The organism is Amycolatopsis tucumanensis, from assembly GCF_021654135.1.
GTDB classification, from domain to species: domain Bacteria; phylum Actinomycetota; class Actinomycetes; order Mycobacteriales; family Pseudonocardiaceae; genus Amycolatopsis_E; species Amycolatopsis_E tucumanensis.
This window is the reverse complement of sequence record NZ_JAKGSD010000017.1, coordinates 118,123-133,013: the sequence shown is the minus strand read 5'-3', so window position 1 is coordinate 133,013 and position 14,891 is coordinate 118,123. Positions and strand designations below refer to the sequence as shown.

Annotated in this window: 16 protein-coding genes; 5 read left to right on the top strand and 11 right to left on the bottom strand. The window is 73.4% G+C overall.

The genetic code is table 11. The features are described 5' to 3' along the window. Positions 1 to 69: 69 nt before the first annotated feature. From L2C96_RS18900 to L2C96_RS18890, 3 genes are all read right to left on the bottom strand, one after another. Positions 70 to 831 carry a maleylpyruvate isomerase family mycothiol-dependent enzyme gene (locus L2C96_RS18900; RefSeq protein ID WP_237337184.1) on the bottom strand — a complete coding sequence of 254 codons (762 nt, stop codon included), beginning with the start codon at positions 829 to 831 and terminating at the stop codon, positions 70 to 72. Between the two features lie 78 nt (positions 832 to 909). After that, positions 910 to 1,845: an anti-sigma factor RsbA family regulatory protein gene (locus tag L2C96_RS18895; RefSeq protein WP_237337183.1), complete on the bottom strand. Its 936-nt coding sequence runs from the start codon at positions 1,843 to 1,845 to the stop codon at positions 910 to 912. Continuing rightward, positions 1,842 to 2,681 (bottom strand): MEDS and STAS domain-containing protein, encoded by an 840-nt coding sequence (locus L2C96_RS18890; RefSeq protein ID WP_237337182.1) that lies wholly within the window; start codon positions 2,679 to 2,681, stop codon positions 1,842 to 1,844. Before L2C96_RS18890 ends, L2C96_RS18895 begins: the two co-directional genes overlap by 4 nt. 149 nt (positions 2,682 to 2,830) lie before the next feature. Between L2C96_RS18890 and L2C96_RS18885 the strand changes: the two genes are divergently transcribed. Continuing rightward, positions 2,831 to 3,208 carry an STAS domain-containing protein gene (locus L2C96_RS18885; protein WP_027936570.1) on the top strand — a complete coding sequence of 126 codons (378 nt, stop codon included), beginning with the start codon at positions 2,831 to 2,833 and terminating at the stop codon, positions 3,206 to 3,208. A gap of 12 nt (positions 3,209 to 3,220) precedes the next feature. Here L2C96_RS18885 and L2C96_RS18880 read toward each other — a convergent pair whose 3' ends face one another. Further along, positions 3,221 to 3,931 (bottom strand): TetR/AcrR family transcriptional regulator, encoded by a 711-nt coding sequence (locus L2C96_RS18880; RefSeq protein ID WP_020422682.1) that lies wholly within the window; start codon positions 3,929 to 3,931, stop codon positions 3,221 to 3,223. A gap of 73 nt (positions 3,932 to 4,004) precedes the next feature. Between L2C96_RS18880 and L2C96_RS18875 the strand changes: the two genes are divergently transcribed. Beyond that, positions 4,005 to 5,507, top strand: coding sequence for an FAD-dependent monooxygenase (locus L2C96_RS18875; protein ID WP_237337181.1), 1,503 nt, complete (start codon positions 4,005 to 4,007; stop codon positions 5,505 to 5,507). A 134-nt stretch (positions 5,508 to 5,641) separates the two neighbouring features. Here L2C96_RS18875 and L2C96_RS18870 read toward each other — a convergent pair whose 3' ends face one another. Then, positions 5,642 to 6,229: a DUF4291 domain-containing protein gene (locus L2C96_RS18870; protein ID WP_237337180.1), complete on the bottom strand. Its 588-nt coding sequence runs from the start codon at positions 6,227 to 6,229 to the stop codon at positions 5,642 to 5,644. A gap of 52 nt (positions 6,230 to 6,281) precedes the next feature. Here L2C96_RS18870 and L2C96_RS18865 point away from each other — a divergent pair, with 52 nt between their 5' ends. Next, complete coding sequence (locus L2C96_RS18865; protein ID WP_020422679.1) at positions 6,282 to 6,842, top strand: winged helix-turn-helix transcriptional regulator; 561 nt, start codon at positions 6,282 to 6,284, stop codon at positions 6,840 to 6,842. A 504-nt stretch (positions 6,843 to 7,346) separates the two neighbouring features. Here the strand turns inward: L2C96_RS18865 and L2C96_RS18860 are convergent. The 6 genes from L2C96_RS18860 to L2C96_RS18835 are packed head-to-tail and all read right to left on the bottom strand — an operon-like array spanning position 7,347 to position 13,409. Then, positions 7,347 to 8,492: a M20/M25/M40 family metallo-hydrolase gene (locus L2C96_RS18860; RefSeq protein WP_237337179.1), complete on the bottom strand. Its 1,146-nt coding sequence runs from the start codon at positions 8,490 to 8,492 to the stop codon at positions 7,347 to 7,349. Further along, positions 8,489 to 9,475, bottom strand: a complete 987-nt coding sequence (locus L2C96_RS18855; protein WP_237337178.1) for a ketopantoate reductase family protein — start codon at positions 9,473 to 9,475, stop codon at positions 8,489 to 8,491. The genes L2C96_RS18860 and L2C96_RS18855 overlap by 4 nt, the downstream gene beginning before the upstream one ends. Beyond that, a complete protein-coding gene (locus tag L2C96_RS18850; protein ID WP_237337177.1) occupies positions 9,468 to 10,226 on the bottom strand; it encodes an SDR family NAD(P)-dependent oxidoreductase in 759 nt (252 codons plus the stop codon). The genes L2C96_RS18855 and L2C96_RS18850 overlap by 8 nt, the downstream gene beginning before the upstream one ends. Continuing rightward, positions 10,226 to 11,512 (bottom strand): MFS transporter, encoded by a 1,287-nt coding sequence (locus tag L2C96_RS18845; protein ID WP_020421375.1) that lies wholly within the window; start codon positions 11,510 to 11,512, stop codon positions 10,226 to 10,228. Before L2C96_RS18845 ends, L2C96_RS18850 begins: the two co-directional genes overlap by 1 nt. After that, the gene (locus L2C96_RS18840; RefSeq protein WP_020421374.1) at positions 11,509 to 12,405 is read right to left on the bottom strand and encodes a polysaccharide deacetylase family protein; all 897 of its coding nucleotides are present in this window, start codon (positions 12,403 to 12,405) and stop codon (positions 11,509 to 11,511) included. Before L2C96_RS18840 ends, L2C96_RS18845 begins: the two co-directional genes overlap by 4 nt. After that, positions 12,402 to 13,409, bottom strand: coding sequence for an Lrp/AsnC family transcriptional regulator (locus L2C96_RS18835; protein WP_237337176.1), 1,008 nt, complete (start codon positions 13,407 to 13,409; stop codon positions 12,402 to 12,404). Before L2C96_RS18835 ends, L2C96_RS18840 begins: the two co-directional genes overlap by 4 nt. Positions 13,410 to 13,609: 200 nt before the next feature. Between L2C96_RS18835 and L2C96_RS18830 the strand changes: the two genes are divergently transcribed. Further along, on the top strand, positions 13,610 to 13,990 hold the full coding sequence (locus L2C96_RS18830; RefSeq protein ID WP_020421372.1) for an anti-sigma factor antagonist: 381 nt from the start codon (positions 13,610 to 13,612) through the stop codon (positions 13,988 to 13,990). A 70-nt stretch (positions 13,991 to 14,060) separates the two neighbouring features. Beyond that, positions 14,061 to 14,891 (top strand): SAM-dependent methyltransferase (locus L2C96_RS18825; protein ID WP_237337175.1); only part of this gene is annotated, 831 nt, incomplete at its 3' end.

Here is a 14,891-nt window from a genome sequence, read left to right as displayed (position 1 = left end):
CCTGGGTTGGTGCGCAACCCACCCATTCTGGGCCCTCGCGACCTGATCCCGCGGCTGTCGTGCCCAATCTCACGCCGCGTAGCGGGTGACGGCCGCCAGCGCCGCACGCAGTCCGGAGACGTCCCCGGTCACCGTCAGCGGGTCGGCAGGCCCGCGACCCCACAGCCACAGGTACACGTCCGCCGGCGCGCCGGACACCCGCCCGTCCGCGCTCGCCGCCGGTTCCGGTCGCACCAAGGGATTTCCGGTCCCCGAGGGCATCCGCACCGTCCACACGCGACCGGCGCACCGCACCTCGAACACCTCGCCCGAGGCGTCCACCGACACCGTGTCCTCGGGCGCCGGCCGGTTGCCCTCCGCCAGCCACACCGTCAGCACCTCGTCCACCCCGTCGGCGGCCAGCGCCGGATCCACCACCGGCGGCAGGCCCAGCGCCTGCTCCAGGTCGACGCGGTGCACGGTGAACTCGTGGGCCATCCGTCGGCGCCAGAACCCGTAGGTCCGGTCGGCGGGGAACCAGGTCTGGCAGGGGAAGCTCGGCGGGCGGCTGGCGAGGCTGCGGAACAGCCCGTCGGCCGCGGCCTGGAACCAGCTCAGCACGTCCCGCCCCGCGGGCGGCTCCTGTTCCCACTCCAGCGGCAGGGTCTGGCTGTCCACCCAGTCGGTCACGCGGTGCGCCACCCCGCCGAGGTGGCGGACCAGCGCGCCCGCCGTCCACCCCGGACACGCGGGCACCGGGAGGTCCGGATCGGCCGGAGCGGCGAGGACCCCGATGCCGTGGATCTCGGCGCGCAGGGTGTCGAGGAGGAACGGCTGGTCGGGTTTCGTCATGACCCGGCCGAACATACCGGGTGGGTGATCGCCGTGGGGGCCGGATCGGTTCCGAAGTGGACATCCCGGCCCCTTCTGTCACAAGGGCTTTCCGTCCAGCCGCATGCGAACCTGGATGGTCGTGCCGTGCGGCGCGCGGTGTGTGCGGACCAGGTCGGCCAGGTCGTTGACGAGCAGCAGGCCGCGGCCGGACAGCTGACCCCGTTCGGGCGGGCGCCGTCCGGCGAGCGGGTCGGTCAGCCGCCCGCCGTCGGTGACCGAGCAGACCAGTTCCGCGCCCTCGCGCCACAGGCTCAGCTCGCACGCGGTGCCGGCGTGCAGCAGGCTGTTCGTCGCCAGCTCGGTGACGATCAGCTTCAGGTCCTCGGTGCGCGCTTCGCCCAGCCCGAACTCCAGCGCGTACGCGGCGACGGACCGGCGCGCCACGGACAGGTCGTCCGGCACCTGGACGCGGAACGTCACCGCGCCCGCGGCCGGTTTCAGCTCGTCGTTGTACCGGGCGACGAGATCGTCCCACGCGTAGGTGTCGCTGCCGCGCCGCACGCCACCCTCGGTGACCAGTGGGTGCGTCACGTGGGCGTCGGCGATCGCGACCGGGTCGAGCGCCTTGGTGTCGTACGGGCACACGATCGTCACGTCGCGGCCCGCGAAGGCCGGGTTGATGAGAGCCTCGTGCTGCGCGCAGGCCGGGTACTCGACGGCGGACCGCCCGTCCCAGATGGGCTCGCCGATGATGCGCACGCGGGCGGCGTCGCGGTGCCGGTCGGCGAAGCCCCGCAGCACCTGGGGGATGATCCGGCCCGGGTTGCGGCCCGCGACGCCCATGTCGAGCAGGTGCACGCGGCTCGCGTCGTCGCCGAGCGCCTCGCGCAGCAGCGACAGGTTGGGCTCCGGCACGGCGGCCGCCACCGGATCGCCCGCCGCCAGGCCGTCGGTCAGGAACGGCACCAGCCCGGCCAGGTACTCCTCCGGTGAGCCGTAGAACAGGGCCTCGTGCACGAATCCGGTGCTCATCGCGGGGCCTCCACGCGGATGTCCTCGAGTTTCAGGACCTCCACGACGCTCGCCGGTCCCGGGCGGGGAGCGCGCAGAACCACCTCGGCCGCGTGCCGCCTGGCGTGCTCGGCCAGCGTCAGCAGGTTGCGGTGGTCGATGAAGTCCAGGGTGGCCGCGTCGAGCACCAGCCGGCCGCCGACGGGCCGGGGGTCGACGTGGCCGAGTGCGCGGGGGAACAACTCGGCCGAAGCGAGGTCGAGTTCGCCGCCGAGGCTCGCGCAGCAGCCGCCGCGGGCCGAGGCGTGCAACCGGAAACCCGCGCCGTTTTCGTTGGCGCTCGGGTGGAGCGCGGACAGCAGCGCCAGGGTGGGCCGGTCCAGCTTCCGGCGGTCGTAGCCGCACAGCGCGGAAAACGGGTGCACCGCGGAGTAGCCGTCCGCGAGGTGCTCGAACCGCGCCAGCGAATTCAACCGCGTGGGTGACCGCAACAGCCCGGTGACGTCGGCCGCCACCCGCAGGCCCCGGTAACCGTCGGCCAGCGCCGCCTCGGTGGCCTTCGCGTAGATCCGCAAGCGCACGTGCGGATCGCCGAGCGCGCCGAGGTCGTCGAGCGAAACCACCCGCAGATCGCCGCGGCGGCGGGCCTCGCCGCCGTCCACGATGCCGTCCAGATCCGTGGCCAGGCGCGACACCGGGCCGGTCCCGGCGTAGCAGACCCGGTGACCCAGGGCCAGACCCTCGGCCAGGAACTCCCGAACGCGGGACCGGAACTCGGCCGGGTCCTCGTAGCCCCAGCACAGGTGGTCGTGGCAGCCGAGGCCGCGCGCGTCCACGACGATTCCGGACCGTCTCATCGCATCCGAGCGTACCGCGCCGCGGCGGCCGGGACAGGGCCCGTCGCGCCCGGCGGTGGTACTGCCGGAGGCGCGTCGACTACGCTGGGTTGGACGCGGTTCAGAGCGCAGCCGCAGAATGCTGTCGCCGAAGGGTAGGCGAGCGCATCATGTCACGGGCTCCGCGTGTTCCGGAGGAATCCGCCGGACTCAGCACATCCACACCGCTGCACGTCTCGGTCCGCTGGCCGAGTCGCGACGTCGCCGTGCTCGCGGTCGGCGGCGAACTCGACCTGGCCACCGCGGGCAGGCTGGAGGCCGCGTTCCGCCGCTTGATGGCGCGACGGCCGCGCGTGGTCGTGGTCGACCTGAGCGGGGTCGCGTTCCTCGGATCGTCCGGGCTGGCCGCGATCACCGCCGCGCTCACGTCGGGCGTCGTGCTGCGGATCGTCGCACCGGGCTCGCTGGCCCGGATCTTCGCGCTCACCGCGCTGGACAAGGTGCTCGACCTCTACGGAACCGTCGACGAGGCGCTGGCCGCGGGCTGACCGTCCGGGAGTTCACCCGCGCAGGGCCGCTTCGATCCCGGTGAGCAGGCATTCCAGGCCGAATTCGAAGCGGGTGGCGGGATCGACGTCGTCGGCTTCCAGCACCCGCCGGTTGAAGTGCGGGTACCGGCCGGACTCGACGACCTGCCGGACGTAGGCGCCCACCCAGTTCCGCCACTCGTCTTCGGTCATGCCGGTGCGGCGCTGGACCTCCAGCTCGGCCAGCTCGGCGGACACCGCTCCCAGCACGTGGGTGTTGATCGTGTCCACCACCATCGTCGCGAGCGTCGGGTCGCCGGTCATCCTGGAGACGATGCCGAGGTGGTGGTCGGCGCGCGCGATCACGTTCGGCCCGAGCGTCGGGTGGCGGGCCGCCTGCTGGGCGAGCCAGGGGTGCAGCAGCATGACGGCCCGCTGGCGGCGGGCCAGCTGGGCCAGCTCGGCGCGCCAGTCGTCGCCGGGTTCGGGCAGCGGCTCCTCGCCGATGATCGTGTCGACCATCAGCTCGAACAGCTCGTCCTTGCCGGCCACGTGCCGGTAGAGCGACGTGGTGCCGGTGCCCATTTCCGCCGCCAACCGCCGCATGGACAGCGCGTCCAGTCCCTCGGCGTCGGCGATCGCGATGGCCGTCCGGACGATCTTCTCCTCGGTGACGACCGGCCGCGTCTTCGTGGTCCGGTCGCGCATCCAGACCATCGTCGGCGGCTTCTTGGCGGGCGGCATGGGCACAGCGTACTTCTCGGGTACAGTGTTCCCAAGAACGGGAACAGTGTTCCCGTCTGGGAGGAGGAAGCTCATGTCGGATGTGGTGATCGCCGGTGGTGGGTCGGTCGGCCTCGCCGCCGCGGTGTTCCTGGCGCACCACGGGGTGCGCGCGCACGTGGTGGAGCGCCGCGCGGGTCTGTCGGAGCACCCGCGGGCGCTCGGTCTCAGCCCGCGCACGCTGGAGTTCTTCCGCGAGGCCGGCCTGACGGCGGAACTCGACGCCGTCGCGGTCCGGTCGACCGAGATGTGGAAGGCGGACGCGCGCACGGTCGCGGAGATCGACCGGGCGAACGCGCCGCGGCGGACGCCGTTCACGCAGCCGGAGATCTCGCCGGAGCAGCCCGTCGGCCACTACCCGCAGGACCGGCTGGACGCGGCGCTGCTGCCCGCCGCGCGCGAGCGGGGCGCGACGGTGGAATTCGGCGTGGCCGTCGCTGGGGTTTCGCAGGACGCGGACGGGGTGTCGGTGGAGCTGTCCGACGGGCGGGTCCTGCGGACGCGGTACCTCATCGGGGCGGACGGGGTGAAGACCGCCGTGCGGCCTGCGCTCGGGATCGGCACGACCGGTCCCGGCGAGGTGGGGGAGCCGGTGCTGAACATCCTGTTCGAGGCGGATCTCACCGGGTTCTTCGGCGCGCTGCCGACGATGGTGGAGATCGGGCACCCGGACGTGCGGGGGATGCTGCTCAGCGTCGGCGAACGGCGGTGGGTCCTGCACACCGGCGCGCCCGGGAGCCCCGAGGAACTCATCCGGACGGCGCTCGGCGCGGACGTGCCGGTGCGGGTGGTCGCCGCGAAGTGGTGGCGCGCGACGCTGCGGATGGCCGAGGAGTTCCGGGCGGGGCGGGCGTTCCTGGCAGGGGACGCCGCGCGGTCGGTCTCGCCGCTCGGGGCGTTCGGGCTCAACACGGGGATGGCCGACGCGCACAACCTGGCGTGGAAGCTGGCGCTGGTGCTGGCAGGCCAGGCCGGCGAGGGCCTGCTGGACACCTACCACGACGAGCGGCACGCGGTGGCCGAGTTCGTGACGCGGCAGGCCGTGCTGCGCTGGGAGAACCCGCGGCTGCACTGGGACCCGGCCGCGGTGGCGGAGCGGGAGGCCGTCGGGGCGTGGAACGCGCCGCTGGTGACGATGGGCTACCGGTACGACTCGACGGCGGTCATCGACGCGGTCGTGCGGCCACCGTCCACAGAGGATTTGGCGGCCGCACTGGATGGCGCCCCGGGATCCCGGTTGCCGCACCGGTGGGTCTCGCCCGGGGTGTCCACTCTGGACCTGGTGGGATCCGGGTTCACGGTGTTCGCGGGCGAGGTGTCCTGGCGCGAGGCCGCGGAGAAGGCCGCCGCCCGGCTGGACGTCCCGATGGGCGCGGCGGTGCTGCCGGACGCGGACTGGTTGTCGACGATCGGCATCGAGAAGGGCGGCGCCTTGCTGGTGCGCCCGGACGGCTTCGTCGCCTGGCGCTCGCCGGTCGCCGTGGCGGGCGCGGATGCGGTGCTGGAGTCGGTGGTGGCGCGGGTGCTGGCCCGCTAGCCGGCGCCGATGCGAGCGACTCGCCCGGCCCCGCCGGGCGGCGCGGTGGGCGGGGATGTCGGACCGTTGCGCCCGGACGGTTTCGTCGCCTGGCGGCCGTCGCGCGCCGCGGATGCCGTGGCGCGGGTGGGCCCTTAGGCGGCGCCGATGCGGGCGGCCAGGTCCGCGTCGACCGGGTAGGGGCGCTCCTCCGGGAGGAGTGCGCGGGCCTCGTCCAGGCGGCGGTCGCGCACCAGCGCTTCGATCTCGTGGGCGCGTTCCGTCTCGTCGGTCAGGCCGGTGATCCACTCGCCGACGTAGCGGTCGGAGGCCTCGCCGGCCAGGCCGATCTGGATGGCGCGTCGCGGGAGCGGCTGCAGGTGCAGGTTCTTGTCCGGGTCCCACTGGATGCGCACCGGGCTGGTGGCCAGTTGCCGTCGCCACGCGTCCTCGCTGGGGTGGTGGCCCGGGTCGAACGCGGACAGGCACGAGTGCGCCAGCGCCCATTCGAAGCCGGCGCGGGTGATGGTCACCGCGAGGACCCGTTCCTGGCCGGGCTTGCGGGCCCAGCCGCTGCGGTAGGCCATCCAGAGGAACGACGGTTTGATCCACGTCATGCGGCCGCGCTTGAACGGCGCCACGAACGTGCCGGCGCGCAGGGCGGGCTCGGCGATCTCGGGGGAGTAGGCCTGGTACACGACGATCGTGTCGTCGTCGTACCGGGCACGGATCTCATTGCTCATGTGGGTGATCTTCGGGCATGGGCGCAAGCGGTTTTGCGTGCGAGACTGGGGCATGCTCTTCGACCGCGCGGCGATCGAGGGACTGGCGGCGGGCCGCGTCACGGTGGCCTTCCGCAGGTGGGACGCGCCCCGTGTGCGCCCCGGTTCCCGGATGCGCACCGCGGCCGGGGTGGTCGAGGTGACCTCGGTGGACGAGGTCGCGACGGTGACCGACGAGGACGCCAGGGCGGCGGGCTACGAGTCGGCGGCGCAGATGCCCGACCGCGGTTCGGGACGGCTGTACCGGATCGGACTGCGCGTGGCGGGCCCGGACCCGCGGATCGCCCTGCGGGAAACCGCCGACCTGACGGACGACGACCGCGCCGCGATCGGCGCCGCGCTGTGGCGGATGGACCGGGTGGCGGAGGTCCCGTGGACCGGCGCGTTCCTGAGGCTGATCGCCGACAACGAGGGCGTGCGGGCCGTGGAGCTGGCCGAGCGGGTCGGCCTGGCGCGCGACGTGTTCAAACGCCGCGTGCGGCGCCTGAAGGAACTCGGCCTGACGGAAAGCCTGGAGGTGGGTTACCGCCTCTCGCCGAGAGGCAGGGCATTCCTCGAAGGCGGCGACGCCTGAGCCGCGCGCCCGGCACGGTGCCGCCGCGGCCATCGCCCGGTGCGGTGACGGCCGGGATGCGCGGCAATCGGATTCGGCGCCCAGGAGGGGGTGCCGCCCCAGGAGCGGTATCTCCTCCCCAGGGGGAGAAGTCGCCTCCCGGCCAGCCGCCAGCGGCCGGTCGGCAGTGGCCGGTCGCCCGCGGCCAGCCCGCCCGCGGCGGGTCGGCAGTGGCCGGTCGCCCGCGGCCAGCCGCCCGCGGCGGGTCGGCAGTGGCCGGTCGCCCGCGGCCAGCGGCCAGCGGCCAGCGGCCAGCCGTCAGTGGCCGGTCGCCCGCCGCAAGCCGCCAGCGGCCGGTCGCCCGCGGCCAGCCGCCCGCGGCCAGCCGCCAGTGGCCGGTCGCCAGTGGCCAGCCGTCAGTGGCCGGTCGCCCGCCGCCAGCCGCCAGCGGCCCGTCGGCACCGGCCCTCCGCCAGCGGCCAGCCGTCCGGGGCCAGGCGCTCTCCCGGCAAGGCGCGAACAGCCTCAGGCCAGCGAGGTGAGCACCGCGGCGGCGAGGGCGCTCCGTTCCACCATGCCGCTCACCGAGACGTGCTCGTGGCGTGCGTGGGCCCCGTCGCCGGTGGCGCCGAAACCGTCCAGCACCGGGACGCCCAGTGCGGCCACGAAGTTGCCGTCGCTGGCGCCGCCCACCGCGCATTCCCGCAGCGTCACCCCCATCTCCGCGGCCAGGTCCCGCGCCCGCGAGAACAACGCCGCGATCCCGGGCGACCGTTCCATCACCGGGCGGTTCCAGCCGCCCTCCACGGTCACCGTCGCGCGGGGGTCGGCCGCCGTCAGCCCGGCCAGCGCCGCCTCGATCCGCGCCGCCTCGGCCGCGCTCGACACGCGCACGTCCACCTCGCCCCAGGCGGAGCCCGCGATCACGTTCCCCCGCGAACCGCCGCCGACCACGCCGACGTTCACCGTCGTCCCGGCCGCCAGGTCCGTCAGCCCGTGCAGCGCCAGCACCACCCGCGCGATCTCGTCCACCGCGCTCGCGCCCTTGCCCGGGTCGAGCCCCGCGTGCGCCTCCACGCCGGTCGCGGACACCCGGTAGATCCCGACGCCCTTGCGCGCGGTCTTCACCGCCCCGTCGGCCGCGGCCTCGAACACCAGCGCCGCCTGCACCCCGGCCGCCGACTTCTCGATCACCGGCCGCGACATCGGGCTGCCGATCTCCTCGTCGCCGTTGAGCACCAGCCGCACCGGCGGCTGCGGCAGCCCCGCCGCCTCCAGCGCCCGCAACGCCCACACCGCCTGCACCAGCCCGGCCTTCATGTCGAACACACCCGGCCCTGTCGCGATGTCACCGTCCACTGTGAACGGCCATCGGTCGAGTGTCCCTTGTGGCCACACCGTGTCGTAGTGGCACAGCAGCAGAACCGGCGCGGCGTCCGATCCCGCGTAGTCGTACACCCGGACGTCGCCGAACTCGCCGCCCTCGGTCACGCCCACCGACGCCGGCTCGCCGAGCCGCGCCCGCAGCCAGCCGTCCAGCCAGGACAGCCCGGCCTCCAGCAGCAGCCGGTCCGTGCTCGGCGTCTCCAGCCCGGTGTACCGGCCCAGGTCGTCGACCATCTCTTCGCGGTGCGCCCGCGCCCACTCGTGCAACGCCCGGACATCGGTCACAGCATCCGCTCCAGTTCGCTCAGGTGATCTTCCGACATGAGCCTGCGTCCGCTCTCGACGTCCCGCAAGAGGGCGAGCACCGCCGCCAGCAACGGCACCCCGCCCAGCTCCAGCACCGGCCGGTAGTGGTGGTGCACCTCGACCGGCCGCCGCCGCACCGCGATGTCCCGCCAGATGCCGCTGCGGTCCTTCGGCTGGGTCCGCAGCCACGCCACCAGCCGGTCCGTCGCCGCCTCCCGGGCCACCGGCGACGCCGACGGCAGGTACGCGGCCGGGTCGAACTGGTCGAACGGCTCCAGCACCCGGTCGCCCGCGGCGGCCAGCACCTCCGCGGTGATCGCGTGCATCAGCGGGCGGTGCCGGTCGATCAGGTCCGCCATCGGCGCGTCGGCCAGCGCCGTCGTGGTCAGCATCGCGCCGAAACCCAGCTTCGACCACAGGAACCCCTCGACGTTCGCCGTCGCCTTGGCCGGGCCCCACGCCTGCAGGTCGGCCACGATCCGCTCGACCCGCGGCGTGATCCGCCCGTCCGGCTCGCCCACCACCAGTGCGCCCGCGCCGCCGTCCTGGACGACGCCGGGCTCGACCACGTCGGCGAACAGGTTCACGAACGCCCCCACCGTCCGTTCGGCGCCCACCGCCGCCGCGATCGCCTGCTCGTTCAGCCCGTTCTGCAGCGACACCACGAACCCGTCGGGCGCCAGCCGCGGCGCGAGCCAGGGCAGGACCTGCTCGGTCGCCTGCGCCTTCACCGCCAGCAGCACCCGGCCCAGAACCGCGGGCGCCTCGTCGGGTGAACACGCCTCCACCGCAACGCTCGCGTCGCCCCCGGGACCCCGCAGCACCAGCCCGTGACGCCGGATCGCGGCGACGTGCGCGGCGTCGGTGTCGACGATCCGCACCGGGTGCCCGGCCCGCGCCAGGTGGAACGCCAGCGTGCCGCCGATCGCCCCGCCGCCGACGACCGTGTACGGCTCAGACATGCGAACTCCCCTCCTGGACGGCGGTCGTGCCGTCCCAGTGCAACGGCAATCCCGGCGCGCCGGCGGTCGAACCGCCATCCACGCGCAGCACCGCGCCGGTGATCCACGCGGCCTGCTCGCCCGCCAGCCAGTGCACCGCCTCGGCGATGTCGGCCGGCTGACCGCGCCGCCCGAGCGGGTTGACCGACACCGCGGCCGCGTACTCCTCGGTGACCGGGTTCGCCGCGCTGTCCACGGTCACGAACCCCGGGCTGACCGCGTTGACCCGGATGCCGTGCGGCCCCAGCTCGACGGCGCACGCCTTCGTCAGCATCTCCAGCGCCGCTTTCGACGTGGCGTAGTGCGCCGCACCGGGACGGGCTCGCGTCGCCGCGCCCGACGAGATGTTCACCACCACGCCGGAGCGCCCGGCCGCGACACAGCTCCGTCCGAACGCGACGGTCGTGAGCATCGCCGCGCGCACGTTGACGTCCTGCACCCGGTCCCACGCCGCCGCCGTCATCTCCAGCAGCGGCGTCGCCGGGTAGATCCCGGCCGCGTTGACCAGCACATCGACATCGGAGTCCACAAGCGACTCCGCGAACGAGGCGTCGGCCAGGTCGCCGACCCGGCACTCGGCGCCCAGCCCGGCAGCCACCGTGGCGAGCCGGTCACCGTCCACATCGGCCAGAGTCAGCCGGTCGCCGCGGAACCGTGCGGCGATCGCGGCGCCGATCCCGCTCGCGGCGCCGGTGACGAGCACGTGCCGCACTACAGCTCCTTACCCTTCGTCTCCGGCATCGTCGTGTAGACGGCCAGGCCGATCACCGCGGCGATCGCCACGTACAGCCAGACCAGGTGCCCGAACCCTTGCGCGTTCATCCAGGTCGTCACGTACGGCGCGGTGCCGCCGAACACGGCGACGGCCAGCGCGTACGGCAGCCCGATGCCGGTGGTGCGCACCTCGGGCGGGAACTGCTCGGCCATGATCACCGCGCAGTTGGCCGAGTACCCGACGATCAGCACCATGCCGACGATCTCGATGAGCAGCAGCGTCCAGAAGTCCGCCGCCAGGAAGTGGAACGCGGGCCAGGAGAACAGCAGGAACCCGGCGGCGAACGCGGCCATCGTCGGCTTGCGCCCGATCCGGTCGGACAGCAGCCCGCCGAAGGGCAGCAGGATCAGGAACACCACGATCGCGAGCGTGTTCGCCAGGAGCGCCTGCCGCAGCGGGATGCCGGTCGCCAGGTGCGCGTAGGTCGGCATGTAGGTGACCCACACGTAGTAGATGAGGGTGCCGGCGATCGTCACGCCGGCGACCCGCAGCGCGGCCTTCGGGTGGTCGCGGAACATCGCCACCAGCGGGTTGCCGCGCGGCCGGTCCTTGATCCGGGTGAACGCCTCGGTTTCGTGCACCGAGCGGCGCAGCCACAGCCCGACCAGGCCGAGCAGCCCGGCGATGCCGAACGCCAGCCGCCAGCCCCAGCTCTGCAGCTGCGCGTCGGACAGCGTCGAGTTCAGCACGGTTCCCATCAGCGACGCGATCAGCGCGCCCGCGCCGACCGAAACCTGCTGCCAGGACCCGGCGAACGCGCGCCGCCCGCGGGCCGCGGACTCGATGAGGAACGCCGAGGACGACCCGAACTCGCCACCGGCGGAGAAGCCCTGCACCAGCCGGGCCAGCAGCAGCACGATCGGCGCGAGCACCCCGATCTTCGAGTACGTCGGGCACGCGGCGATCACCAGCGACGCGCCCGCCATCAGCGAGATGGTGAGCGTCAGGCCCTTCTTGCGGCCGTGCCGGTCGGCGTAGGCGCCGAGCACCGCGCCGCCGATTGGCCGCATCACGAACCCGACCGCGAACACGGCCAACGTGGACAGCAGTGCGGTGGTTTCGTTGCCCGGCGTGAAGAACTGCTTGGCGAACACCGGGGCGAAGGTCGCGTACACGGCCCAGTCGACCCATTCGACGGTGTTGCCGACCGCGCCGGCGACGATCGCCTTGCGCTGCGCGGGCGAGAGCCGGTGCTCCTGGGCGGTCGCGGCGTGGGTGGTCACGGTGCCTCCTGCTCGGCGAGGACGTGGGCGACGACCTGGGCGTGGGTGGCGAACCAGACGTCGTGGCCGCTGATGTGCTCCAGCAGCTCGGTCAGCACGGCCATCCGCGAGCGGTGGCCGATGATGTGCGGGTGCAGGGTCAGCTGGAACAACCCGCCCTCGGCGTGGGCCGCGTCGAACTCGTCGCGCCAGATGGACAGCACCCCGCGCGGCGGCGTGTACGGCCGCAGCGACGCGAAGCGCTCCATCATGAAGTACGGCGCGTCGTCGCGGATCCACTCCACCGGCAGCTCGACGACCCCGGTCGGTTCGCCGTCGGCCAGCAGCTCGTAGCAGTCGTCGTCGGCCATCAGCGACGAGTCGTAGGCCAGCCCCAGCTCACGGGTGATGGCGAGCGTGGCGGCGGAGAAGTCCCAGGACGGCGTGCGGATGCCCACCGGACGGGTCCCGGCCAGCCGCTCCAGCGTGTCCGCGGCGCGGAAGGCGAGGTCGCGCTCGGCCTCCGGCGGCAGGGAGGTGTTGCGCTCGTGGATCCAGCCGTGCAGCGCCACCTCGTGCCCGCCGTCCACATAGGACTTCACTTCGCCGTCGTGCAGCAGGGCCGACACCGCAGGCATGAAGAACGTCGCGGGTGCGGAGAACCGCTCCAGCAACCGCAGGATCCGCGGCACGCCGACGCGCGCGCCGTACTCGCCTTGCGCGAGCTTGCCGGGCAGCACCTCGCCGTCGCGCAGGGCGGGCGTCTCGTGGTCGGAGTCGAACGACAGCGCGACCGCCACACGCGCGCCGCCGGGCCACGACGACGGGCGCAGCGGCCGTCCGGCCCGCACCCGTCCGACGTGCCCGCGCCAGGTGGGCTCGTCCCACTGCCAGGGGTGGAGCTGGTCGTTCACGCTTCCTCCAGGATGGTGCGGGGAGTGGGGGTCCAGGCGCGCTTGAGGGTCGACACCTGGAGCGTGACGTCGGCGGCCTGCAGCCCGGGCAGCGCGCCCACGACGTCGGTGGTGTGCCGGTAGAGCTCGCCGTAGTGCCGCAGCACGACCTGGCCGACCAGGTTGAAGCGGCCGGTCGTGGCGGACAGGTACCGCGTGCCGGGGTGGGCGGCCAGCTGCTGCCCGGCGGCGTCGAGGTGGCCGGGCAGCACCGAGAGCCACAGCATGAACTCGACGGTGAAGCCGAGGATGCCCGGCTCGGCGAGCGTGCGGAAGCGCAGGCAGCCCCGCTTGACCAGCGAGTCCACCCGCCGCGCCGCGGTCGATTCGCTGCTGCCGACCTGGCGGGACAGCTCCTTGAACGACATCCGGCCGTCCTCGCCGAGCGCGGCGATGATCGCCAGGTCCAGCTCGTCGAGCTTCTCCGGCGGCCGCTCCCACAGCTGTTCTTCGAACGGCCGCACGTCTTCACCACGCAGGCCCGCGACGGCGTCCGGGCCGAGGACGCCGGAGTCCCAGTCGTGGTTGGACGTGAAGGTCCGCATCACGGCGAGCGTCTCGGTCTCCAGGACGTCGCCGCCGACGGGCAGGCCGTCCAGCTGCAGCCGCGCCACGTCGGAGTGCGTCGGCAGCACCAGCTCGGCGGTGCAGTCCGCGCTGCCGGTGAGGACACTGGCGTAGCGGGTCTCCGGGCGCGCCGCGACCGCCTCGGCGACCGCGCCCGCGGTGCCGGGACGGCAGCGGAACCGGACCAGGACGGGCACGCCGAGCCCGCAGCGCAGCACATCCACCACGCCGATGACGCGCAGCTGCCCGCTCTCGGTGAGCTGGGCGGCGCGGCGCAGGACGGTCGACTCGCTGGTGCCCGCGTACTTGGCCACGGCGCCCCAGGACGCCCGGCCGTTGAGCTGCAACGCGGCGACGATCCGGCGGTCCAGCTCGCCGAGCTTGACGTCATTCTGCATGCCAGCGATCGTCGGTGCAGGAAAACGTCATGTCAAGGAAAAATATGGTGGAAACATGCGCCGGACCCGGCGGGTGGCTCCTTCGAGACGAGGCCAACGAGGACGAAACGCCAGGTCGGGGCCGGTGGATCGGTGGACACCCCGCACCTCCCGTGATAGGACAACCGCACCGGGCCTCGGGCGCAGGGGAGGGCAGCGGCATGTCACGGAGCACCTCCGCCGACGGTCTGCTCACCACCCGCCGGGAGGTCCGTGGTTCCGCTGTCGTGGTGCACGTCGCCGGCGAGGTGGACTTCAGCTCGCTCGGGCACCTCCAGGAGGAGCTCAGCACCGCGGTGACCGTCGCGACCCCGCCCGCGCCCGTCGTGCTCGACCTGCGGGACGTCGAGTTCTTCGGCTGGTGCGGCCTGACGCTGCTGATCAACTCCGACGACCGGTGCACCCGCAACCACACGCCGCTGCGGGTCGTCGCGGCGAGCGGGACCGTGCTGCAGCCGCTGAAGCTCGCCGGCCTGGACCGGGTGCTGCCGGTGTACTCGACCCTGACCGGCGCGCTGGCCCAGTCCGCGCCCGTCGCCTGAGGGCGGTTCCACGGGGCGAACGCGGAGCACTACTGTGTGTTCACCCACCAGCTCGCGAGAAGGTGTTGTGATGGCTTCTTCGCCCAGCCAGGTGCCGGTCGGCGTCGACCCGACCCGGCCGAGCATCGCCCGCATCTACGACGGATTCCTCGGCGGCAAGGACCACTACGAGGTCGACCGCATGGTGATGCGGAAGATCAACGAAGCGGTCCCGGAGGCGGTGGACATCGCCCGCGGCAATCGTGGTTTCCTCAACCGCGCCTGCCGCTTCCTCGCCGGCCAGACCACCGTGGCCCAGTACCTCGACTGCGGTTCGGGGTTGCCGACCGCGGAGAACACGCACCAGATCGTGCAGCGCGCCAACCCCGAGGCGATGGTCGTCTACGTCGACAACGACCCGGTGGTCCTCGCGCACGGCCGCGCGCTGCTCGAGGAGAACGACTTCGTGCACATGACCGAGGCGGACATCTTCGAGCCGTCCGAGGTGCTCGGCGACGAGGTCGTGCGGCGCCACCTCGACTTCAGCGAGCCGCTGGTGCTGCTGCACGTCGGCACGATGCACCACTACGAGGGCGACGGCGCCGCCGGCATCATGCGCGCCTACATCGACGCGCTGCCCTCCGGCTCCTACGTGGTGTTCTCGCACTTCTTCGACCCCGAGGTGCCGGAACTGACCGAGGTGGCCAAGCGGATCGAGAACATCCTCGTCAACGGCCCGATGGGCGCCGGGCGGTTCCGCACGCGCGACGAGATCATGGCGATGCTCGACGGCCTCGAGCTGATCAAGCCGAACGCGCTGTCCGAGCCCGGACTCGCCGTCTGCGACGAGTGGTGGCCGGACGGCCCGCGGCTGGCGCCGTTGAGCCTCGCGGCGCGGTGCATCGTCGGGGCGGTGGGGCGC